This window comes from Gammaproteobacteria bacterium (assembly GCA_013816845.1).
Taxonomy (GTDB): Bacteria; Pseudomonadota; Gammaproteobacteria; order DSM-16500; family DSM-16500; genus Aquicella.
Map to the genome: position 1 here is coordinate 356,228 of JACDDU010000001.1, position 21,952 is coordinate 378,179.

The window sequence follows — 21,952 nt, forward strand, 5'->3', positions numbered from 1 at the left end:
AATGCGAGGACATTCGTTATGCTACGATCCAATAATAATAATTATAATCCTATCAAAGCTCCTGAATTACCTTCCTATGATACCCAAGCGAAGAAATTGAGTGAGGCGGTTACAAAGTTGGAAAATGACAGGATTTTATTTAAAACTCAAATGGCTCTGAGTGGTTCTAGCTCTCCGATACGCCAGGAATTAGATTATAAAGAAAACCACGCTACTTTAGTTCGACATCAGCAGCTCTTTTCTTACCAATACGGTCATTGGGTCGACTTCAATCGAAAAAGAAAAGCAAATTCGATGGACTTATTTTTTACCCTTCTTCGGGAAATTAAGAATTCGTTTAATGAGTATGATTTAGAATATCCTGCTAACCAGAGTATTCGTGTCCGATTTTATTTAAATGAATTGCTGCAGCTTGAAAATCATTTTTTGACTCATTCATATCAAGTCATTAATAAGCATTTTTTCTTTATTCTTATTGGTTTTTTGCAAAGCGCATTTATTAATACACTACGGCAGCCTGGAAAATCCCCGGCAGAACAAGCTTTTTTGCATTTGCTAGAAAGATCATTAATTGAAAAATTATATTATGTACCACTATTGGTATCAGAAAAAAAAGAACGTAACTGTATTGATTACTATTCTTCTCTTAGTGCTGATCTTAATGATAGCAAATCCTTAAATACGCTTCTTACAAATTTAGAAAAACAAGAAGAAGAGTACTGTCTGAAAGGAGCAATTAACGTAGCTCATGATAGGATTACCCAGCTGACAAATCATTATGACGTTAAGAAGGACGCTCTGACATTTGATATTATAACTCAGTTTTACTCCTTGCAACTCAAGCTTGCAAATTCTATTAAAGATGAAGTGTTGTTATTGAAAAAGGAAAGTAAATTTGTTGATTACCACCTCTACAAGACGATATTACAGAAAAGCCTTGCTGTGGCTGAAGCGCCTGATAACTTAGAGAGACGCAATGAATTGCTAAGTCTTACTAACTCGGTTTTAGGACATGTTTCTCCTACTTTAGGTCATCGAGTTGCTGGCCATTTAGCGCTTTTTGCAGCAATCATTTTTGCCCCATTTCATTCTGCCTTAAGCCAAGCGTTTTTTGCTAAAGCAGGCGTGCTTCTTAATGTAGAAAGAAAGAAGAATTTAGTAAAATTAAATCAGTTAGGTATTTTTAAACCGAAAGGCTCACAAAAAATAGCGGCTGATATTGAAGCGTTTCGTGAGGGTAATGAAAAACCTGAACTGCACAAAACAACTAACCGTAACCAGCGCCGTCCAGGTCATAACTAGGTTGAAGACAAGGCGATACTCCTCCTAATCCAGGAGTATCGCATGTTGTCAAAAATATCATTATCATGTCGTCGCGCATTGTCCGATGCTTTTCAGCAATGCTAGACCAAATCAGGACTTACTTGTAACTAACTTGATAAACCACATTGGCAAAATCGTCAGAAATCAGCAACGAACCATCTTTCAATCCTAAGACATCCACAGGTCTGCCCCATGCCGTTTGATTTTGTAGCCAACCGGTAATGAAATCTTCTTTCCAAATCACTTGATTGGTGCCACAAATCCAAACGCGAATAATCTTGTAACCCACTTTGGCACTACGGTTCCAAGATCCATGCATCGCAATAAAAATTTGCTTTGCTTCATCCCCGGCGAGTGAAGGAAATACATTGCCCTTGTAAAATTTCATGCCTAAGGCAGCGACGTGGGCAGGCAACTCTAAAGTTGGGAGTGTAAAATTACTTTCGGGAAAGCGGTTGCCAAACTCAGGATCAGGAATACCCTTACCATGATGATAAGGAAAGCCAAAGTGCATATCTTTGTTCGGAGCATAATTTAATTTATCCGGTGGCGTGTTATCGCCCATTTGGTCTCGACCATTATCTGTAAACCACATTTTTTGGGTTTCAGGATCCCAATCAAAGCCAACCGTATTACGGACGCCCTTAGCAAAAATTTCGTACTGCGTCCCGTCAGCATTCATACGCATAATCGTGGCAAAGACTGGATCAGTTGGAATGCAAACGTTACAAGGTGCACCTACACCAATGTAAAGTTTGTCATCAGGACCAAAGCTAATGTAGCGTAAACCGTGCCATGTATCTTTAGGAAGATTGTTGCGGACAACAACGGGCGCTGGAGGGTTATCTAAGCGCGTTTCTATATTGTCCAGACGGACAATGCGATTAATTTCAGCGATATAAAGTGCCCCTTTGCGGAATGCAACACCATTAGGTTGGTTTAGACCTGTTGCAATCGTTCGCACGCGGGTTTGTTGACCAGATTTTGTAATAGCATACACATTCTTACCCTTGGTGCCGACAAAGACGGTGCCATTTTCTCCCAACGCAAGTTGTCTTGCACCGGGAATGCCGTTTGCATAAACGGAAATGCTGTAGCGTGCAGGAAGTTTTAATGAACTTAATGGTAAATCTTGAGCGATGATTTGATTCGCGGTAATAAACAATAAAATGAAGATTAAATATCTTATGCGCATCACGACCTTCCTTTGTGCATTTAAAATACCTTGCATGTTACACGATCAAGAAAGTGATGGCTATTTTCTTGATCGTGTAACATGAATAATGGGCATGAAATTATGAATTAATGATGTCGTGCAAATCTTATGTTTGCATTCGAATGACTATATAACTTCTTTTCAACATCAATAAAATTTTGTAAGCGTTCAGTAAATTCTTGAGTAAGTTTACGGACACGATTGGTTTGAGGAAACAAATTAAATAAAAATTGACTCATGTGATGCAGAGCAATCTTAGGATTGGTAAGTTGGTTATGCGTATTATTTAATTTTTTGATGGCATGAGTAATTCGTTCACAAGATAAATCATCTGTATAAAATTCTTTGGAAGCTACTTCTCGTAAAAGGAATAGAGTCTCTTTTAAGATTTGAAAAGTGCTTTGCGATGAAAGTTCCTGATGTAAAACTTCATTTTTATTCCGCTCTTCAATCATATTTTTGAAAACGTGGAGTAACCGTTTGGCGGTTGAAAGTAAACCATGAAAAGCCACTTCATGCGTGAAGGGTTTAGCATCATGTAATTTATTTATTTCATTTTCTAATTCACAACTAAGATCGGAGAGGGACATAATCCGCTTGTTGATAAATACTTTTTCTACATCGCCTGTTAACCGTTGACTGATGCTATTATTGGGTTGGCTTTCGAGCATGTTCTTCATACTAAACCCACAGCATTGGGCCATTAATTTAATATTTTCTACAAAGTGATAATCAATGATGCCAGTTTTTGTTAATGAAGTAGATTTCAGGGTGCTGTTTTCAATAGGGGATACCGTTGACCCTTCGTAATGATTCAAGGTAAGGTCCAGGTTATGCGGAATTAAGAGTTGATTCCTAGTATAAAATAAACTAAGCCCTTCGATAATATCCATTCGATCATCAATGAAATTAAAGTCAATGTTGGCTTGGGGATTTTCACTTGCTATTTTATGAAATTGAGCATAAAGCAATGAAATTTTATCGTCATCCCAAATATAATCACCAAATTGATAATTCGGATTTTTGTTAAGGGAGTTCGTGAAGTTTTCGCCGAAGGGACGATCCGAATAAAGATCAGATAATAAAAATTGATCCAATTCACAAGAAACATGCAATTTGTTTTTAACAGCTTGAGTTAAGGTAGTCAGCGCTTCAAAATAAGAATCACTACCATTATGTTCGGAATTAGCATCATCGATACTTTTAGATTGTCGATTGGAACCGGCCATAAAGATGACACGATCATAGTTATTGGTTTCAACTTTTTTCACAATTTCATCAATGAGGGTTTGGTTCGCTTCTAGGACCTTCGAGTCAGATTGGAGAGTGTAATATTGGTCATTAAAAAGACATCTATCACCGTCAATAGATAAAACAAGGATACGTTCTTTATGATGAGCTTGAAGATGGGCATGGGTTTGCATGTAATTTTCTTTACCTTTAATTATTTTAGTTTCATTAATTGATGTTCAAGTTTGCTTAAGGTTGATTTTATTTCTTCAGCTTTATTATTTTCTTTTTCTACAATCGCAGCAGGGGCTCTTTCTTTAAATTGAGGATTTAATAATTTTCCTTCAACTAACGCTAAATCTTTTTTAAGTTTTTCAATTTCCTTTTTAAGACGCGTCCTTTCCTCATCTTTATTAATGAGCCCTTCAAAAGGAAGATAAATTTCAAGTTCACTCAATACAGTTGTTGCTGCATCTTCAATTAAAGCATCATGAGCGAGCCATTCAAAAGTTGCAACTTTAGCAAGGGCAGTAAGTAAATGTTGATTATGCTCAAAATTCTTTTTATCCAACGCCGTTCCTTTGCGAAATTGAATTTTAATGTGTACAGCAGGGGAGATGTTACTTTCCGAACGTAAAGTCCGAATGGCAACGATGACTTTTTTCAACCATTCACTTTCAATATAAGCCTCTTCGTCAATGGTAAAATCACTCGTTGCAGGATAGCTTGCTAACATAATTGTTTTACCGGAAACACCAGCGAACGGCGCAATGCGTTGCCAAATTTCCTCTGTAATATAGGGCATGATGGGGTGCAACAAGCGCAATAAAGTTTCAAGTGTTTGTAATAGTATAAAACGCGTGTTCGCAGCAAGGGTTTGATCAGTTTGCTCTGTGAGCAAAGGTTTTGAAAATTCTAAATACCAATCACAAAATTCATTCCAAGTGAATTCATAAAGTGCTTGTGCATAAAGATCGTAACGATAGTTGGCAAGGGCTGCATGCGCAGCTTCTGTGGTTCTGCGTAATTGCTCACGAATATAGCGATCGGGCAAAGATAATGCAGTGCTAATTGGTGTGCCAATGACTTTATCTTCCGTTTGCATTAAAACATAGCGCGCTGCATTCCACAGTTTATTACAGAAATTACGGTAACCGCCAAGGCGATTAACATCAAAACGAATTTCACGTGTATAAGAAGCAAGCGAGCAAAAAGTGAAACGCAACGCATCAGTTCCATAGCTTGGAATACCTTCGGGAAATTCCTTGCGCGTTGCCCGCGCAATTTTTTCTGCCATCGCCGGCTGCATTAAACCATACGTTCTTTTTTCAATTAATTTATCTAATGTTGTACCGTCAATAAGATCGATAGGATCAAGCACATTGCCTTTCGTCTTTGACATTTTATGACCTTCAGCATCACGAATAAGTCCTGTAATGTAGACTTCCTTAAAAGGGACCTTCCCGGTAAATTTCAAGCTCATCATGATCATCCGTGCAACCCAAAAGAAAATGATGTCAAAACCCGTGATCAGGACTTGCGTAGGGAAGAAGGTTAATAAATCAAGTGTATGATGCGGCCAGCCTAAACTTGAAAAAGGCCATAATGCAGAAGAAAACCAAGTATCTAATACATCTTCATCTTGTCTTAATACTGTATCTTGAGGGAGTTGATAGCGATTGCGAACATCAGCTTCATTGTGACCCACATAGGTTTGATTTTTTTCATCGTACCAAACAGGAATGCGATGGCCCCACCATAGTTGTCGGCTAATGCACCAATCTTCAATGTTATTCATCCATTGGAAATAAGTTTTACTCCAATTCTCAGGAATGAATTTAACTTCGCCCGATTCGACCGCGGCGATTGCAGGTTCTGCGAGTGCTTTGGAATTGACATACCATTGATGTGTTAAATAAGGTTCGATCACAGCATCTGATCGGTCACCCCGTGGAATTTTTAAAAGATGTTTGTCGATCTTTTCGATGAGATCAGCTTTTTGTAAATCAATGATGATTTGTTTGCGGGCAACAAATCGATCTAAATTCTGATAAGCAAGGGGAGTGTTTTCATTGAGTGTTGCACGCGGTGTTAATATGTTGATGGGTTCAAGTTGATGGCGCATGCCTATGGCGTAATCATTAAAATCATGCGCGGGGGTAATTTTGACACATCCCGAACCAAAGGCAGGATCAACATAATCATCGGCAATGACAGGAATCATGCGATCAGTGAGGGGTAATTTCACCATTTTACCAATGAGCGGTTGGTAACGCGCATCATCAGGATGAACTGCGATGGCGACATCGCCTAATAATGTTTCCGGTCGTGTCGTTGCAACCGTTAAAAAACCGCCATCCACTAGCGGATAACGGATATGCCATAGAGAGCCTTCTTCTTCCTGATTAATCACTTCAAGATCGGAAATTGCCGTCAGTAACACAGGATCCCAATTAACTAAACGTTTTCCACGATAAATTAAACCTTCTTCATAAAGTTGAATAAAAACTTCCCGCACCGCAAACGATAAATTTTCATCCATCGTAAAGCGCTCACGCTCCCAATCCATCGACGCGCCCAAACGACGTAGTTGACGGGTAATATTATTTCCTGATTCCGCTTTCCATTCCCAGACTTTCTCCATAAATGCTTCGCGTCCCAAATCATGACGGGATTGGTTGGTCGCATTTAATTTTCTTTCCACGACCATTTGCGTCGCTATCCCTGCATGATCTGTCCCTGTTTGCCACAAAGTATTTTTACCGCGCATGCGTTCATAACGAATTAAGACATCGATCAATGTAAAACCAAAACCATGACCCATGTGGAGACTGCCAGTCACATTGGGCGGTGGTAACATAATGCAATAGGATTCGCCTTTTCCTTGTGGCGCAAAGTATCCATTTTTTTCCCAGCGTTCGTACCAGCTTTTTTCGATTGCTTCAGGTTGATAGATTTTATCGATCGTCATGTATTCTTATCTCAATAGTTCGTTTTTATAGTTTGCGTGCTGATTTTACAGTTATCTTGCAAATATTGCCGATAACGAATCCTTGCAGCCTTTTTATTAGCGGGATCTTCAAAGACAATTTCTATTACTTTGCTGTAGGTTTGATAACTTGCGGGCACAGCTAAAGTTAAGTTAATGAAAGTGCCCTGTTCCTTCCCGGGGGGTAATTGTACACCAAGTTGTATGGGAGCGGGGTTTACATCATCCAATTTATAACGTTGATGAGGGATAAAACTGTCATCTTTATAAGTCCAGAGAAGACGGTCTAATTGCTCCACCGCATGCTCATCATCTTGCAGAATAAAGAGTGTGTCGTGTGACTTATAAAAATTTTCAATTAAATTACATAATTTTACCCAACCCCTTGGCGAGGCTTCGACATCTAATACGTAAAATTCAATGATCACCTGTGAGCCTATGCCGATTTATCCTGCGATTGGGCAATGAGATATTGCATTAAAAGCGGAACAGGTCGGCCCGTACTCATGCGATCATAGACTCCGTTGCCCATACCTGCAGTCCCAGCAATATCAAGATGCGCCCACCGGTATTTTTTAGCGAAACGGGATAAAAAACATCCGGCTGTAATGGTTCCTGCAGATCGCCCACCCACATTAGCCATGTCGGCAAAAGGGCTTTTTAATTGTTCTTGGTATTCATCCCACATAGGTAATTGCCAAGCACGATCATTACTTTCAAGACCTGCCTCTAATAAATCTTTTGCTAAATCATCGTCATTGGCGATAAGGCCTGTTGTTTGAAAGCCTAGTGCAATGATAACCGCGCCTGTAAGGGTAGCGATGTCTATAACCACTTCCGGGTTGTAACGCTGACAATAGGTGAGGGCATCGCCAAGAATTAAGCGTCCCTCAGCATCAGTGCTGATCACTTCAATGGTAAGACCTGACATGCTGGTCAGAATATCTTCAGGTTTATAAGCGGCACCATCGGGCATATTTTCAACAGCTGGAATGACCCCCACAATGTTAATGGGTAATTTTAATAAAGACGCCGCTTTTAAAGTACCAAATACAGAAGCTGCTCCACTCATGTCATACTTCATACCCACCAAACCATCCGGCGTTTTAAGCGAAATACCGCCAGAATCGAAGGTGACGCCTTTGCCAACCAATACGATTGGGGCCGCATCTGCTTTGCCACCTTTGTACTCGATGCAGATCATATAAGGCGGCTCTTTACTTCCTTTTGCTACCGCTAATAATGCACCCATGTTGAGGACTTGCATGGCTTCTTGATCAAGTGCATTGATAGTGAGGGTTGGAATTTCTTTGGCAAGAGCGTGGGCCTGTTGAAGTAAATAAGAAGGCGTGCAAATATTGCTCGGTAAATTCGCTAAATTCTTAGTCAGTATGATTCCTTGGGCAATGGCGGCACCTTGTTCTACTGCTAATTCGCATTGTTTAAGCTCCTTATTATCCTCAATGTGGAGCGTTAATTTTTCTAATTTAATCGCGGGTTCTTTTTCTGTCTTGAATTGATCGAAACGATAAAGCGCATCCCAAGCACCTTCAACACTTTGTTTTATTTTCCAAAAGGTCTCTTGACCCTTTACTGGTATTTCTGACAGATAACTTACGGCTTCTTTGACTTGATAAATTTCTAAAGATTTAATCGCTGTATTAATCACTTTTCTAAATTGCGTGGGTGAAACAGGGGCTTTGCCGCAACCAACCAATAGAATGCAGTCAAACTGTGTATTGTTTAAATGATAGATGGGTAGCGTTTGCCCAATACGTCCATCGAATCCAGAAGTTTTGAGTAAGGTGGATAATGCCCCCTGACTTAAATCATCGATTGCTTTCGCCGTTGGCGTCAATTGGCCTTTTTGAAGCACCCCAATGACCAAACATGTTTTGAGTTGGGCGGTAAACGCTGTGCGTTCAACAATTGTTTTCATGGGGTTTATCCTTTCAAAAGTCTGTAAGTTTATTGAAAAAAATTGATTTGTCACTTAAAGAATAAGGTATAATTTTTCAAATTCGCATTTGAGGCTGCGTGTTTGGTTTTACCCGATCCTGCAAAGCCCATAAAATATACCTACCTTTCAACGGGAAAAGGTTTTACAGTCTGTGATTATTACCCGCTATTTAACGCGCGAAATTTTACAAACGCTATTAAGCGTGATTGTAATTTTATTGTTAGCTTTCTTAAGCCAACAAATGGTTCGTTATCTCAATTACGCAGCGATTGGTAAAATTCCTACCAATGTGATGCTTACCTTAGTCGGTTTTGAAATCCCTTATCTTCTTTCCCTGCTTTTACCCTTAGGTTTATATCTCGCCATTTTGCTCACTTTTGGCAGGCTTCATGCGGATCACGAATTATCAATTTTGCAAATGTGTGGGTTTGGTAATAAACAACTCATGCGTTTAACATTACGGGTTACAGGATTGATTACCTTCATTATTTTACTCTTGATGTTATGGGTCAATCCTATAATTTCAGCTAAAAGACAGCAACTGATGTCGAGTGATGAAGCCACATTGCATTTAATTCAAACCATCGTACCTGGACGTTTTCAAGTTAGTCCTGATGGTGCGCATGTGATGTATGTAGAAAAATTATCGCGTGATCGTGAACGAGCTGAAAATGTTTTTTTAGCGCAAGAAAAAAAAATAGTTGATGAAAATGATCAAACGCAAAGCCCGTGGATGGTTGTATTTGCAAAGCTTGGTTATCAAGTAAAAGATAAAATTAGTAAGGATCAATTTTTTGTTACAACAGATGGTTATCGTTATGAGGGAATACCGGGTCAGAGTGATTATAAAATAATTCAGTATAAAAATTATTTTGTGCGCATTCCTCAAAATGATGTTCGAATTACGCATCCTGAAAATGAAGCCCTTTCTTCGCAAAAACTTTGGCAAGATTATGCAAATCCAAAACGCGCAGCCGAATTACAATGGCGCCTATCCATCGGAATTTCCGCGGTTGTTTTGGCGTTGCTCGCTATTCCTTTAAGTCATGTTAGGCCGCGAGGAAGCCGGTATATTATTCTTCTTCCCGCCATTTTAATTTATGTCATTTATATTAATTTATTATTCATTGCTCGCCATTGGTTAGAGCAAGATCTTACTTCAATTATGGTGGGATTGTGGTGGGTGCATAGTTTATTTATTTTACTTATTTTGGGCTTATTATTCAGTCATCATAAAAAATGGATTAAATCGTGAAGCTCCTCGATCGTTACATTAGTAAAACGATAGTGCTTGCGACTACGGTAGTGGGATTGGTTTTTCTTGGTGTTTTTTCTTTGCTGATGATGCTTGGCGAATTAAAAAATATTGGCGAAGGAGATTATGGCTTGTGGCAAGCTATGTTTTATGTCTTGTTGCGAATGCCCAATGAACTTTATCAATTTTCGCCGATGCTTATTTTATTAGGTAGCATCATTGGCTTAAGCATTTTATCGTCGCACAAAGAATTAGCGATTATGCGCACGTCAGGATATTCCATTCGCCAGATGATTAAAACGACGTTGCTGGCAGTGGGTGGGCTGACCCTCGTCATGGCCATTCTTGGCGAAGGAATCGCGCCTTTTTTAAATTATAAAGCTGCAGTGCAAAAGGAAAATGCCAAAAATGCAGGGATTGCAGTGGTGACTGCATCCGGTGTGTGGCTTCATGTCGATAATAATTTTGTGCACATTGAAAGGGTAGTCGGACGTCAATTGTTAGAAGGAATCACCCGGTATGAATTCGATTCGCAACATCGATTATTAAATACTTATCACGCTAAAAAATTAGCCTACGAACATAAGCAGTGGAGAATGTATGATGTTGTACAAACTCACTTTTATGATCAACGGACGCAAAGTGAAATGTATGAAAACGCACTATGGCGTCTTAAAATCAATCCCACCTTATTGAATATTGGCTTGCTTGATGCCAAAGAAATGTCTTTAGCAAAACTTGCTAAATTTTCTCACTATTTAAAACAAAATGGCTTGCAAGCTGCTGGGTATCAATACGAATTTTGGCGCCGCGCTTTTCAACCGCTCGCTGCCCTCTTAATGGTCTTTCTCGCTATACCCTTTGTATTGGCTACATTTAGTACAGCAACGATGGGATGGCGGATTGTGGTGGGCATTCTCGTTGGATTTGCATTTTTTATAACAAATGCTACACTAGGCGAACTTTGCATCGTATATCAGTTGCCTTCTCAAGTTGCTGCCTTGTTACCTTTGTTTGTCTTCGCGATGCTTGGTTTTATTCTTTCAAAAAGTTTGATCCAACGATAAGATTTTAAAGAAGCGTTGTAACTCTAACATAATAATAATAAAACAGGCGCACTGTTTTCATCTTCTGTAATTTCTCAAAACATTCAACTGCGCTTAACATCAACGTTGTAGAACGAGGACGGTAGAAATGAATAATCGAAATAATGATGCATTACCCCCTGTTGAAAAAGCGGGTTGCGTTGTAGGCAATTCCACAAACTTTTGGGTGAACTGTGGACGTGCCGGAGCAAGCACAGTCGGGATAAGTTTTGTCAATGCGCTTGGGGGTTATTTCCCGGAAGCCTGGATGAATCGAACCGCTACTAATGCTGTTTCGATGAAAGATTTTTTCAAGGATTTAAAACGAAATCCTGAAGTTGTTTCGAACGGGTTAAAAGCATCATGCAGAGTAAGTTTAATTAAAAATGCTGCGCTTGCCAATCATAGTCGCATCGCTGAGATGGTTGAAGGCTATATGGGGACTAAGCAAAACCCGCGGGTTCCCAATGAGTACATAAAAACTGGCGCGACCGTCGGTGCCATAACAACATTAGATATTCTTTCCGGCCAATATTTTATTAATCAAAAAATCCTTTGGGACACACAAAATAAAAGACCACCCAAAAATAACCCTTATAACGGTGCATTTTATCGGACGGGTCTTACCACCCGATGGGCAAGTAATGGTTTTACGGTTTTTTTATGCATTGGTTCGCAAGGCGTTATAAAAAAGCAGACTGATCAATTTTTACCGCCAGAGCAATATGGCTTTGCAAGCAATGCTGCTGCTACTGTGCTCTCCGGTATGATTGCTGGTTTAGGTGGATACAGCGCTCGCGTTGTGAATACGAATCGTGTTTCTCAGTTTAATTTTGACCAGGGGAAAGCCCCTTCAATACCGACCGTCATTAAAAATCTTCATGCTCATAATGGCTTGAAAGTTTTTTATCGCGGCGCAGGCATAACGATGCCCTTAACCGTTTTTTATTTTGGCACGATGAATGGTTTGAATTATGGTTTCGACGCGCTTTGGAATTACATTGATTCAGGTGAATTGAGTCGGAAAAAGCAGCAAGGAATGGAAACGCTCAAGCAATGGGTGGGTAATATTGCTTCTAATGCATCACCAGAAGCTGTTCCTCCGATTACAGAATCCTCTGAATCTAAGCCTAAGGTGCCTTTAGAACGAGAGTCTGCGCATCAACCTTCACTTTTCAATTCAAAAAATCCAAATTATCTAGCGTACCGTCGTCACTTCGAAACCACGAAGAAATTAATTAATCCTTTAAACTTTTTTGCATCGTATTTTAATCATCCAACTGAAACTGCACAGCAGCAAACGGTTGTTTCAGGGTTAAAGCGCGGAAAATAAACGGAAAGGGGGAGCAATGTTATTGCTTTCCCTCCATTTTTGGAACTTCTTAACAAAAAAGTTTCTTGCGATGAAACTCAAGCATCTATTGATTATCTCATTTTAAAGCTTGAGAGTTTCCTCTCTTTGACAGGCGCTCTTTTCGGTTCAGCATTATTAGCTTGCTTGGTCATTTGATAGGCGTTGTAAAGTGTAGTAAGAGCAATGTTGGCTACACTTATGCAGAAAAGACGTTGTTCCGTGGTCAGTTGATTGGGTTTAAAAAATCTCATCATTATTGCATCCTCCCAAGTGTTGAATTCCACCCGTTTGATCCAAAATTATCTTCTTAATTTTTTCCAATGCGGTATTGGTTTTATTCTAGACCGTGATTGATGTAATCCCTTTTTATTTAGTAGTATGCTTCATCTTTATTAAATTAAAGTCAAATAGTTTGATTTTTTGATCATTTTTTTTTCAAACATAATGTATAAGTTCAATAGAGGGGATTGTTATGGACTCCAAATTAAAAGAAAAACGTGGTTTTGAAGCTGAGGTTAAACAATTATTACATATTGTTGTTCATTCCCTTTACAGCAATAAAGAAATTTTCTTACGTGAACTCTTATCGAATGCATCCGACGCTAGCGATAAATTACGTTTTTTAGCCATTACCCAACCTGATGTTTATGGTAAGGATCCACATTTAAAAATTAGACTCTCCTATGATAAAAAAGCTCAAACTTTGACTATTGCTGATAATGGCATTGGTTTATCTCGGGAAGAAGTGATCGATAATCTCGGTACGATTGCTAAATCCGGTACGCGAGAATTTTTGGCTCAAATGACCGGTGACCAAAAGAAAGATGCGACGCTGATCGGTCAATTTGGGGTAGGTTTTTATTCCGCTTTCATGGTGGCTGATTCAGTTACTGTGAATACTAGAAAATACGATGCCGAAGCGAATGAAAGCGTATCCTGGCAGTCCACGGGCGATGGTGAATACACCATTGAATCAATTGAAAAACCGGAACGTGGCACAGAAATCATCTTAAAGCTAAAAGATACTGAAACTGAATTCTTAGATCAATGGCGTTTACGTAATATCATCTCCCGCTACTCTGATCACTTAAACATTCCAATTGAAATGCAAAAGCTTGACGATAAAGAAGAACCTACGACTGAATGGGAAGTAGTCAATCAGGCTAAAGCTCTGTGGACGTTACCGAAAGCGAGCATTACCGAATCGCAGTATCAAGAATTTTATAAATACATTAGCCATGATTATGAAGCACCCTTAGCTTACACCCATAACAAAATCGAAGGGGGTAACATTGATTACACTGCGTTGTTATTTCTTCCAGCGCGTCCGCCTTTTGATCTTTTTCAGCAAGATAAACATTTTGGTTTAAAATTGTATGTGCAACGCGTTTTTATTCTCGATCACGTTGAACAATTTTTACCGCATTATTTAAGATTTATGCGTGGCATTATTGATACCAATGCCCTTCCTTTAAATATTTCTCGTGAAATTTTGCAAGATCATCCAACGCTTAATAAGCTAAAAGGTGCGATCACGCGCCATAGTTTAGATATGTTAGAAAAGTTGGCAACTGCTGAACCCGAAAAATATCAACAATTTTGGCAAGCGTTTGGTAATGTTTTAAAAGAAGGTCCTGCAGAAGATCATTCCAATCTTGCCAAGATTGCAAAATTATTACGTTTCACTACCACCCGAAATTCTGCTTCGCAAACCGTTTCTTTGACTGAATACTTAAAAAACATGCCCGAAACACAAACCAAAATTTATTATGTAACGGCAGAAAATATTCCTGCAGCGCTCGGCAGCCCACATTTGGAAATTTTTAAGAAAAATAATATAGAAGTTTTATTGCTGACGGATCGCATTGATGAATGGTTAATGAGTCATTTAAATGAATTTGAAGGGAAATCGTTTCAATCTGTTGCGAAAGGTGATCTTGCTTTGAATGAATTCCCCGAAGCGGACCCGGATAAACAAGAGAAAACTGAAGAAGATGAAACGGCACTCAATGCTTTAATACAAAAAATGAAAACAACTTTGGGCGACAAAGTAAAGGAAGTGCGCTTGTCACATCGACTCACAGAATCCCCCGTATGCTTAGTACGAGATCATGATGCGTTAGGGCCGCAAATGGAGCGAATGCTGAAAGCAGCAGGACAGCCTATTGGTGAAGCTAAACCTATTTTTGAATTAAATCCTGCTCATCAAATTATTAAAAAACTTCAAGTAGAAAATAATAATCAACTTTTTCAAGAATGGGTTACTATTTTATTCGAGCAAGCACTTCTTTCGGAAGGCAGCCATTTGCAAGATCCAGCAGCATTTGTAAAACGTCTTAATAAGTTATGGATGGAAAATCTTTAATAAACTTTTAACATTTCATTAGGAGTACATTGGCATGATGCAAAAACTTAATTATTACTTTATTAGGAATTCATCATGCTAATTGGTGTCCCAAAAGAAGTTAAAAATTTTGAATACCGTGTTGGTTTAGTTCCCGGCAGTGTCCGGGAATTAACTGTACGCGGTCACCGGGTGTTAATTCAAAAAGGGGCGGGCGAGCGAATTGGTTTCGATGACCTAGCTTATCAACAGGTGGGTGCGGAAATTATTGAAACCCCTGCTGAAATTTTTGAACGCGCAGATATGATCGTGAAGGTTAAAGAACCACAACCTAATGAATGTGCGATGTTACGCAAAGAACAAATTCTATTTACGTATTTACATTTAGCGCCCGATCCAGAGCAAGCAAAACTATTGCAGCAGTCCAATTGCATTGCTATTGCATACGAAACGGTTACAGATCCGAGTGGTGGACTTCCTTTGCTTGCTCCCATGAGTGAAGTTGCTGGTCGGATGTCGATTCAAGCTGGTGCGAATAGTTTGGAAATTAAAAATGGCGGACGTGGAATATTATTGGGCGGTGTTCCCGGTGTCGCACCTGCCAAAGTAGTGGTGTTAGGTGGGGGCGTTGTAGGGACGAATGCTGTTCGAATGGCCATGGGCATGGGTGCGCAAGTGGTGGTGATTGATAAATCCATTGCCCGTCTTTATCAGCTCGATTTACAATTTGGTTCCAAGCTCACTACTATTTTTTCAACAACTGATTCCATTGAAGAGCATGTATTAACTGCAGACTTAGTTATTGGCGCTGTATTGATACCAGGTGCCTCTGCACCCAAGCTTCTAACGCGCAAAATGCTCAGTGGCATGCGTAATGGTGCAGTGGTGGTTGACGTCTCAATTGATCAGGGGGGGTGTTTTGAAACCTCCCATGCAACCACGCATACCGATCCAACGTATGTTATCGATGGCGTGGTGCATTATTGTGTAGCAAATATGCCAGGCGGTGTGCCTCGAACATCTACGTTTGCCCTTAATAATGCAACATTGCCCTTTGTTATCGCGTTAGCTAATTTAGGCTTTGAAGAAGCGATGCGTCGCGATACTCATTTGCGTAATGGTTTAAACATTTGTCGTGGTAGGATAACGTATCAAGCTGTTGCAGAAGCATTAAATGAACCTTACACCCCGGCTGCAGAAATGATCGGAGGCTAAATGCCAACTTGTTTTTTAACGGAACGTCCATCCCACCTTATTCCGATCCAGATTGTTGCACAGCAGGACTATGCAGTCTGGTCAGAGGCTCAGTCCGATGCTATAAAAATGTGGTTGCAATCTCTCAATTTTCGACCTGAAATCGGTGCTTTTCTCTGTGTTCCTAATGATTCAGGTCAAATCAATTTTGTCCTCTGCACACTTGTCGATAAGCAGAATTTTTGGCAAGTCGGTCATTTGCCCAATTTACTACCTGCAGGCAATTATTTTTTCCAAGATTTACCCGATGCCTTATATGAATTGTATGCGCTGGCTTGGGGGTTAGGTGCGTACCAATTTACCCGCTATAAAGCTGCCTTAAAAGTACCTGCAAAGTTATATTTACCCGAAAGTGTTGATAAAACAACAGTCGTAAGTCAAGTCAATGCTATTTATTTAATTCGCAATTTAATTAACACACCGACGGATGATTTGGGACCCTCTGAATTTGCAAAGTTTGCGAAAGAATTTGCAGAAAAACATCAAGGTGAATTTAATGAAATTGTTGGAGAGACTTTGCTCGTTGCTAATTACCCCTGTATTTATACCGTAGGAAAAGGCAGTGACGATGAAGCTCGGCTGGTCGACATCAGGTGGGGTAATAAGGAAAACCCTAAAATCACATTGGTTGGCAAAGGGGTGTGTTTTGATACGGGTGGTCTCGATTTAAAAAGTTCAGCGCATATGATGTTAATGAAAAAAGATATGGGTGGTGGCGCGCATGTGCTCGGTCTTGCGCAAATGATTATAGAAGCTAAATTGCCTGTTAGTTTACGCGTGCTAATTCCCATGGTTGAAAATGCCATTGATGGGAATTCATACCGACCTGGTGATGTTATTAAAACCCGCCAAGGTCTTACTGTCGAGATCGGTAATACAGATGCTGAAGGCCGGTTAGTATTAGCCGATGCATTGAACGAAGGTGCGAGCGAAAATCCAGAACTTCTCATTGATTTTGCTACTTTAACCGGTGCTGCTCGGATTGCTGTGGGCACCGAAATTGCCGCAGTTTTTTCCACGCATGAAAAAGTAGTCACAGAAGTTATGAAAGAGGGAGAAAATTTACTGGATCCTATCTGGCAATTGCCAATGTATGCTCCTTATCGGGATTTACTGTATAGCTCAATTGCAGATCTAAATAACAATGCAATGGAACCTTACGCAGGCGCAACGACTGCTGCATTATTTTTAGGATATTTCGTACCAAATAGCGTGCCATGGCTTCATTTTGATTTAATGGCTTGGAATCTTCGAACGCGCCCTGGCCATCCACAAGGCGGAGAGGCAATGGGGGTTAGAGCAGTATTTAGTTATTTGAAAAAGCGGTTCCCACCTATTGATCAACCATCCGCTTAAGTTTTTGCTTTTACCACCGTACATTGCTTATCGTTTGGGTACGCAAAAGCTAAACGGAATAATTTTCGGATGCTCCTATGATTTAACAGACCGTGCTAGGGTTACCTTCTCCTACACCAGCCTGGAAAAAGCCATTAAATCAAAATTTTATGGGATACGATTAGCATGTTGGTTTTTTGGTTTTACCTGTCGTGTTGACCGCGAGTTATTATTGTTACTATCAAATAAACGCACCATTGAGTTGTTATTACTTTCACGCAACGAATTTGTTTTTAGGTTTTCCTTATTAGCATCTTCTTTAGCATTTTGTAGAATAGATGCTTTTGTAGGTTTATCAATAAAGACAATAAATTCTTTGCAAAGATTATAATTAAAATTGATCACTTCTTCGATCTGTAATAAATCACGACGTATTCGAGCAGTAATAGCGTAGTGATAAGCTAGAGGATTGGATGGGATTTTATTTTTGTCATAAGCTTCAAGACTTCTAGTTTTAGGTTTGACAAAAAAGGTGGAATGATTTGGTAAATAAAGTTTCGCATAAGTGTGTTCCTGCCTGGTGCAAGTTCCATCTTCATAATCTACCCATCGAAGCTTGGATTGATAATTTTCTTCTTCAATTAAATTGGTAAGGTCAATAGATTCATTTTTCTCTTTATTTTCTTCATCTTTTTGAAATTTTTTATCTTCATTTTCTAAATCAACTGATGCGCAATACCCTTCGTGAATATTTAAAAGTTGATCGATAACAGTTTCAAAGTGATCGCAAATCGCTAATGTATTGAGTTGAGATTTATTTTGGATTCTTTCAAAGTTCCACGATTCGTTCAGTAAAATCTGAAGTTCTATTAATAAAGGTTTAGCTTGATGAAGCTGGTCATAATTACGAATTTTACGTAGCGCTTGCAAATTGGTATTAATTTTTGTAGCTAGTTCAGTCGGTAATATTGATAAGTTAAGAATATCTGTCGTAGATTGATTCTTTGCATTCTTTGCATTCCTTGTGTTCTTCACATCCTCAGTCTTAATACTACTTTGTGAAAATCTAAATGGCTCGGTTTTTTGAATAATAGAAATTGAAGTTATTAAATCCATAGTTATTGCTTTTTCGGATAATGCAATCAAACGTTTAACAGGGGGTAAGAATAATAAATTTTCTTCAAAATGAGAAGCTGGCATAAAATCGTCAAGAAGCACTTGTTGTTCGCAAAGCACAGGATTTAATTCAAAAGATTGATTATTGTTATAACTACTCCTCTTCATTCCATTGGTAAGTGTAATAGGTTTTGCTCTGCATGTAGGTAATATTATATCTTCGGAAGGTTGCTTTATCTCGGTCGATGGCGTCATTATTTTCTGATTTCTTTTTCTCTTAGGTGATTGGATGTCTGTCGATTCGACAGTGTTTTGCGTAGATTTGGTTGGTTTAGTTTGCACAGAGGACGCTGAATTTTTAGTGGATTTTGTTTTCACAAGTTTAGCGTGTTCTTCTGCTACCCTAGTGTTTACGTCAAATTTTTTACAGTCTTTAATGAGTTCTTTAACGACATTATGAAAACTTGTCGGATAATTATAAGGTAGTTTTTTTTCTGCCTGAATTTGCGCCTCTAAATTATTTTTTGCTTCATTATCTAAAACATGAATGGTTCCCTTGTAATGACTTTGATCAGAAGTTAGTTTTGTACCTCCATACAGAGAAAGGTAAGAGGCAGATGTAATCACACAGACTAGATCCTGAGCGTCGCAGCGTTTTAAAAAAATTGTAGGTTGTTGTAAATCTTCATGTACTGAGGAATCCCCCTTTCGGTAACGACCCCTTAATCCGTCCATGACGCGTTGTCTATCATTTTTATCACGGTTAAATATGATAACCCATTCATCGGTCTTCTGTTGATTATTAGAATAGATATTATTGTTATTATCAACATCAGATTCATCCGCCATAATAATATCATTTACGATTGAGGTAAAATCATAAGGAATATTGTAAGTCCAGGATGGTTGAGTTGGTTTTCGATTTAGCATAGTCGAATTGTTCCAATAGAAAATTTAAATAATGAATATTGAAACAGATTATGATTAAAGCTTTATTAAAAAACCCTTTGGAATTTTATTTTTATTAAATTTTTATAAATTTTGATTGCTCAGCAATTTATTTATGTCATGGTGTTAAGATTTACTTAAGATTTATCCTTTTACGTGGAATTTGTATCGTATTATTTACCATTTAAAATTACTTTATAAATTCACCTGTCATAATCATTTCAAAAGCCTTTTGATAATCTCTTGTGGATAATTCACGAGTGACAATAGAGGTAATATCAAATCGCTTTGCAAAATCGTAATCATTTGCAAGTTTAATAATTTATCGAGCGTAAATTCCATCGAAAGTTAAGCCTTTCATAATAACTTGTAACTAATCAATCATCGTGATTCAAGTAATCAACTAAGTAAGGGCTAGACGTGCAGATACAGAACTTTTTATCGATTTCACGACCTTAGGGTGTTGTTCGGTTGCGAAGGGTGTTTAGTTACTTGAAGATTTGGTTTGAAAAAATTCCTGAATAAAGGATGGGTAGCTCTGATTGGTAGATAGGTATTTTGCTCTAGAGCTTTAATGCGCCCTTGTTTTCAGGCCTTCTATAATTATTTCAGCAGCTACATTAAAAGGATTGAAACAGCATCATTAAGGTAGTATTTTTAATTCATTTTTAGTTAAGGATTTGACTTATGACGAAAAGACTCATAACAACTGTGTTATCAATCATTCTAGTTACTGGGATGACTACCGCTCTGGCTGATCATCAATACGAAAGAATTCATTGCCAACCTATCAATTATTATCTGGAACCGCGAGGTAGCGATTATTATATGGTTAAATTTCTTTGCAAAGAAAATTTAGAAAAGCTTTTTAATTCTCCAACTGGCATCGAATCACCCTATATGGCTTTAAACTGGATTAACAAAACTAAATATTCTGAAAATTTGATTAAGGATGCTATTAAGTCCCACAAATATTATCAAGTTGTTACAGACGGTCCTTATTTTAGAATAGCGCAAACGTTCGATGGTATTAATGTTTCGTAATAAAAAAATTTAGGTTAGTGTTACCATTGACCGGTCCTCAGTTTGGCTAAAGGCGACACTAAAGCTCGAAGACTATTCACCACCTTAAATGGAAGATGCCGGCAGTTTTTGCTCGTTGTTCGTCCCAAAGTTCTCTATCAATTAGTTAAGTGAAGTTAAAGATGCGAGAGTGTCATTTTTATGCTTAATTTTAGCAAATAATAACCTATTCGGCTTCTTACTATTTTCTTTGCTATTGGAATTTTATCTAATGATGCTAAGTTTTAAGCTTAATGGTTTGTGAGAGAAAATATCGTACCGTTTATAAAATTTAATTATTTTTATTTTTATACTTTTCAAGTTAGCTTCGGAATAAATGTAGCTTCAGTAACAAATTAGCGATGATTTCAGCATCGCTAATTTGTTATGCTTTGTATGGGAATGATTCAGAGTTCACTTGCACCGAGGATATCAGTTCAATTTAATTAGCTTTCCCAGTTTAAAACTACCTTTCCGGACTCGCCCGACCTAATAATTTCAAAAGCTTTTTGATAATCACTTGCGGGTAATTCATGAGTGATGACAGGGGTAATATTCAAACCGCTTTGCAACATCGTAATCATTTTATACCAAGTATCATACATTTCACGGCCGTAAATTCCTTTGAAAGTTAAGCCTTTCATAATGACTTGTGACCAATCTATCATTGTTGATTCAGGTAAGAAACCAAGTAACGCTACCTGCCCTGCATGATTCATATGGGCAATCATGTCATTAAAAGCTTGGGCATTGCCGGACATTTCTAAACCCACATCAAATCCTTCGACCATGCCAAGGTCTTTCATCACTTGGGACAATGAAACTTCCCTTGTGTTGACAGCGCGGGTGATACCCACTTGCTCTGCGAGTTTGAGCCGATATGGATTCACATCGGTGATCACAATGTGGCGTGCGCCTACGTGCCTTGCAACCGCTGCAGCCATGATGCCAACAGGGCCTGCACCTGTGATTAAAATATCTTCGCCCACTAAATCAAATGATAAAGCAGTGTGGGTTGCATTACCTAAAGGGTCAAGTACGGCTGCTTCTCGATCCGAAATAGAGGCAGGTATGGGGTAGGCATTGGTGGCAGGTATGGCTAAATATTCAGCGAAGGCACCATGTCGGGTTACACCGACGCTCACATTGACGCGACATAAATGCGCGCGACCCGAACGACAATTTCGACAATGACCACACGCGATGTGACCTTCTCCTGATACGCGATCACCCATTTTAAAATAAGATGTAACTTCCTTGCCGATTTCTACCACTTCACCAACAAATTCATGGCCAATTATTTTGGGTATCGCAATATGTTTTTGGGCCCAATCATCCCAATTATAAATATGGAGGTCAGTTCCACAAATTGCCGTTTTTTTTATTTTAATTAAAACATCATTGGTACCAATGACTGGCTCTGGAACTTCTTCTAACCAAATACCGAGTTCAGGTTTCGTTTTAACGAGGGCTTTCATGCT

General features: G+C 38.8%; 16 protein-coding genes. 8 read left to right on the forward strand and 8 right to left on the reverse strand.

The genetic code is table 11. The annotated features are described in order from the left end of the window. Positions 1 to 18: 18 nt before the first annotated feature. Positions 19 to 1,302, forward strand: coding sequence for a hypothetical protein (locus tag H0W64_01720; protein MBA3660421.1), 1,284 nt, complete (start codon positions 19 to 21; stop codon positions 1,300 to 1,302). 118 nt (positions 1,303 to 1,420) lie between these two features. Here the strand turns inward: H0W64_01720 and H0W64_01725 are convergent, their stop codons facing one another. From H0W64_01725 to H0W64_01745, 5 genes are all read right to left on the reverse strand, one after another. Further along, positions 1,421 to 2,518, reverse strand: coding sequence for a PQQ-dependent sugar dehydrogenase (locus H0W64_01725; GenBank protein MBA3660422.1), 1,098 nt, complete (start codon positions 2,516 to 2,518; stop codon positions 1,421 to 1,423). A gap of 107 nt (positions 2,519 to 2,625) precedes the next feature. Beyond that, the gene (locus H0W64_01730) at positions 2,626 to 3,963 is read right to left on the reverse strand and encodes a hypothetical protein (GenBank protein ID MBA3660423.1); all 1,338 of its coding nucleotides are present in this window, start codon (positions 3,961 to 3,963) and stop codon (positions 2,626 to 2,628) included. A 20-nt stretch (positions 3,964 to 3,983) separates the two neighbouring features. After that, positions 3,984 to 6,734 (reverse strand): valine--tRNA ligase, encoded by a 2,751-nt coding sequence (locus H0W64_01735; GenBank protein ID MBA3660424.1) that lies wholly within the window; start codon positions 6,732 to 6,734, stop codon positions 3,984 to 3,986. Between the two features lie 17 nt (positions 6,735 to 6,751). Next, entirely contained in the window at positions 6,752 to 7,186 is a 435-nt protein-coding gene (locus H0W64_01740; GenBank protein ID MBA3660425.1) for a DNA polymerase III subunit chi, read from the reverse strand. 8 nt (positions 7,187 to 7,194) lie between these two features. After that, entirely contained in the window at positions 7,195 to 8,697 is a 1,503-nt protein-coding gene (locus tag H0W64_01745) for a leucyl aminopeptidase (protein MBA3660426.1), read from the reverse strand. 172 nt (positions 8,698 to 8,869) lie between these two features. Between H0W64_01745 and lptF the strand changes: the two genes are divergently transcribed. The 3 genes from lptF to H0W64_01760 all read left to right on the forward strand — a co-directional run bounded on the left by lptF (position 8,870) and on the right by H0W64_01760 (position 12,391). Further along, the gene (gene lptF / locus H0W64_01750; protein ID MBA3660427.1) at positions 8,870 to 9,973 is read left to right on the forward strand and encodes an LPS export ABC transporter permease LptF; all 1,104 of its coding nucleotides are present in this window, start codon (positions 8,870 to 8,872) and stop codon (positions 9,971 to 9,973) included. Beyond that, on the forward strand, positions 9,970 to 11,040 hold the full coding sequence (gene lptG / locus H0W64_01755) for an LPS export ABC transporter permease LptG (GenBank protein MBA3660428.1): 1,071 nt from the start codon (positions 9,970 to 9,972) through the stop codon (positions 11,038 to 11,040). Before lptF ends, lptG begins: the two co-directional genes overlap by 4 nt. A gap of 127 nt (positions 11,041 to 11,167) precedes the next feature. Further along, positions 11,168 to 12,391, forward strand: a complete 1,224-nt coding sequence (locus H0W64_01760) for a hypothetical protein (protein MBA3660429.1) — start codon at positions 11,168 to 11,170, stop codon at positions 12,389 to 12,391. Positions 12,392 to 12,483: 92 nt separating this feature from the next. On the opposite strand, the gene H0W64_01765 is transcribed toward H0W64_01760, so the two are convergent. Beyond that, a complete protein-coding gene (locus H0W64_01765; GenBank protein ID MBA3660430.1) occupies positions 12,484 to 12,666 on the reverse strand; it encodes a hypothetical protein in 183 nt (60 codons plus the stop codon). A 218-nt stretch (positions 12,667 to 12,884) separates the two neighbouring features. Here H0W64_01765 and htpG point away from each other — a divergent pair, with 218 nt between their 5' ends. From htpG to H0W64_01780, 3 genes are all read left to right on the forward strand, one after another. Continuing rightward, complete coding sequence (htpG, locus tag H0W64_01770; GenBank protein MBA3660431.1) at positions 12,885 to 14,777, forward strand: molecular chaperone HtpG; 1,893 nt, start codon at positions 12,885 to 12,887, stop codon at positions 14,775 to 14,777. A 75-nt stretch (positions 14,778 to 14,852) separates the two neighbouring features. Continuing rightward, positions 14,853 to 15,971: an alanine dehydrogenase gene (gene ald / locus H0W64_01775; GenBank protein MBA3660432.1), complete on the forward strand. Its 1,119-nt coding sequence runs from the start codon at positions 14,853 to 14,855 to the stop codon at positions 15,969 to 15,971. Further along, a complete protein-coding gene (locus H0W64_01780) occupies positions 15,972 to 17,366 on the forward strand; it encodes a leucyl aminopeptidase family protein (GenBank protein ID MBA3660433.1) in 1,395 nt (464 codons plus the stop codon). A 147-nt stretch (positions 17,367 to 17,513) separates the two neighbouring features. Here H0W64_01780 and H0W64_01785 read toward each other — a convergent pair whose 3' ends face one another. Beyond that, positions 17,514 to 19,391 carry a hypothetical protein gene (locus H0W64_01785; GenBank protein ID MBA3660434.1) on the reverse strand — a complete coding sequence of 626 codons (1,878 nt, stop codon included), beginning with the start codon at positions 19,389 to 19,391 and terminating at the stop codon, positions 17,514 to 17,516. A 705-nt stretch (positions 19,392 to 20,096) separates the two neighbouring features. On the opposite strand from H0W64_01785, the gene H0W64_01790 reads away from it, so the two are divergent. After that, positions 20,097 to 20,453 (forward strand): hypothetical protein, encoded by a 357-nt coding sequence (locus H0W64_01790; GenBank protein MBA3660435.1) that lies wholly within the window; start codon positions 20,097 to 20,099, stop codon positions 20,451 to 20,453. A gap of 464 nt (positions 20,454 to 20,917) precedes the next feature. Here the strand turns inward: H0W64_01790 and tdh are convergent, their stop codons facing one another. After that, positions 20,918 to 21,949, reverse strand: coding sequence for an L-threonine 3-dehydrogenase (gene tdh / locus H0W64_01795; GenBank protein ID MBA3660436.1), 1,032 nt, complete (start codon positions 21,947 to 21,949; stop codon positions 20,918 to 20,920). Between the last annotated feature and the right edge of the window lie 3 nt (positions 21,950 to 21,952).

Excerpts from the sequence above, each read along its gene's own strand:
- H0W64_01720 (MBA3660421.1), top strand. The coding sequence starts at position 19 with ATGCTACGATCCAATAATAATAATTATAATCCTATCAAAGCTCCTGAA.
- H0W64_01725 (MBA3660422.1), bottom strand. The coding sequence starts at position 2,518 with ATGCGCATAAGATATTTAATCTTCATTTTATTGTTTATTACCGCGAAT.
- H0W64_01730 (MBA3660423.1), bottom strand. The coding sequence starts at position 3,963 with ATGCAAACCCATGCCCATCTTCAAGCTCATCATAAAGAACGTATCCTT.
- H0W64_01745 (MBA3660426.1), bottom strand. The coding sequence starts at position 8,697 with ATGAAAACAATTGTTGAACGCACAGCGTTTACCGCCCAACTCAAAACA.
- H0W64_01760 (MBA3660429.1), top strand. The coding sequence starts at position 11,168 with ATGAATAATCGAAATAATGATGCATTACCCCCTGTTGAAAAAGCGGGT.
- H0W64_01765 (MBA3660430.1), bottom strand. The coding sequence starts at position 12,666 with ATGATGAGATTTTTTAAACCCAATCAACTGACCACGGAACAACGTCTT.
- htpG (MBA3660431.1), top strand. The coding sequence starts at position 12,885 with ATGGACTCCAAATTAAAAGAAAAACGTGGTTTTGAAGCTGAGGTTAAA.
- ald (MBA3660432.1), top strand. The coding sequence starts at position 14,853 with ATGCTAATTGGTGTCCCAAAAGAAGTTAAAAATTTTGAATACCGTGTT.
- H0W64_01780 (MBA3660433.1), top strand. The coding sequence starts at position 15,972 with ATGCCAACTTGTTTTTTAACGGAACGTCCATCCCACCTTATTCCGATC.
- H0W64_01785 (MBA3660434.1), bottom strand. The coding sequence starts at position 19,391 with ATGCTAAATCGAAAACCAACTCAACCATCCTGGACTTACAATATTCCT.
- H0W64_01790 (MBA3660435.1), top strand. The coding sequence starts at position 20,097 with ATGACGAAAAGACTCATAACAACTGTGTTATCAATCATTCTAGTTACT.
- tdh (MBA3660436.1), bottom strand. The coding sequence starts at position 21,949 with ATGAAAGCCCTCGTTAAAACGAAACCTGAACTCGGTATTTGGTTAGAA.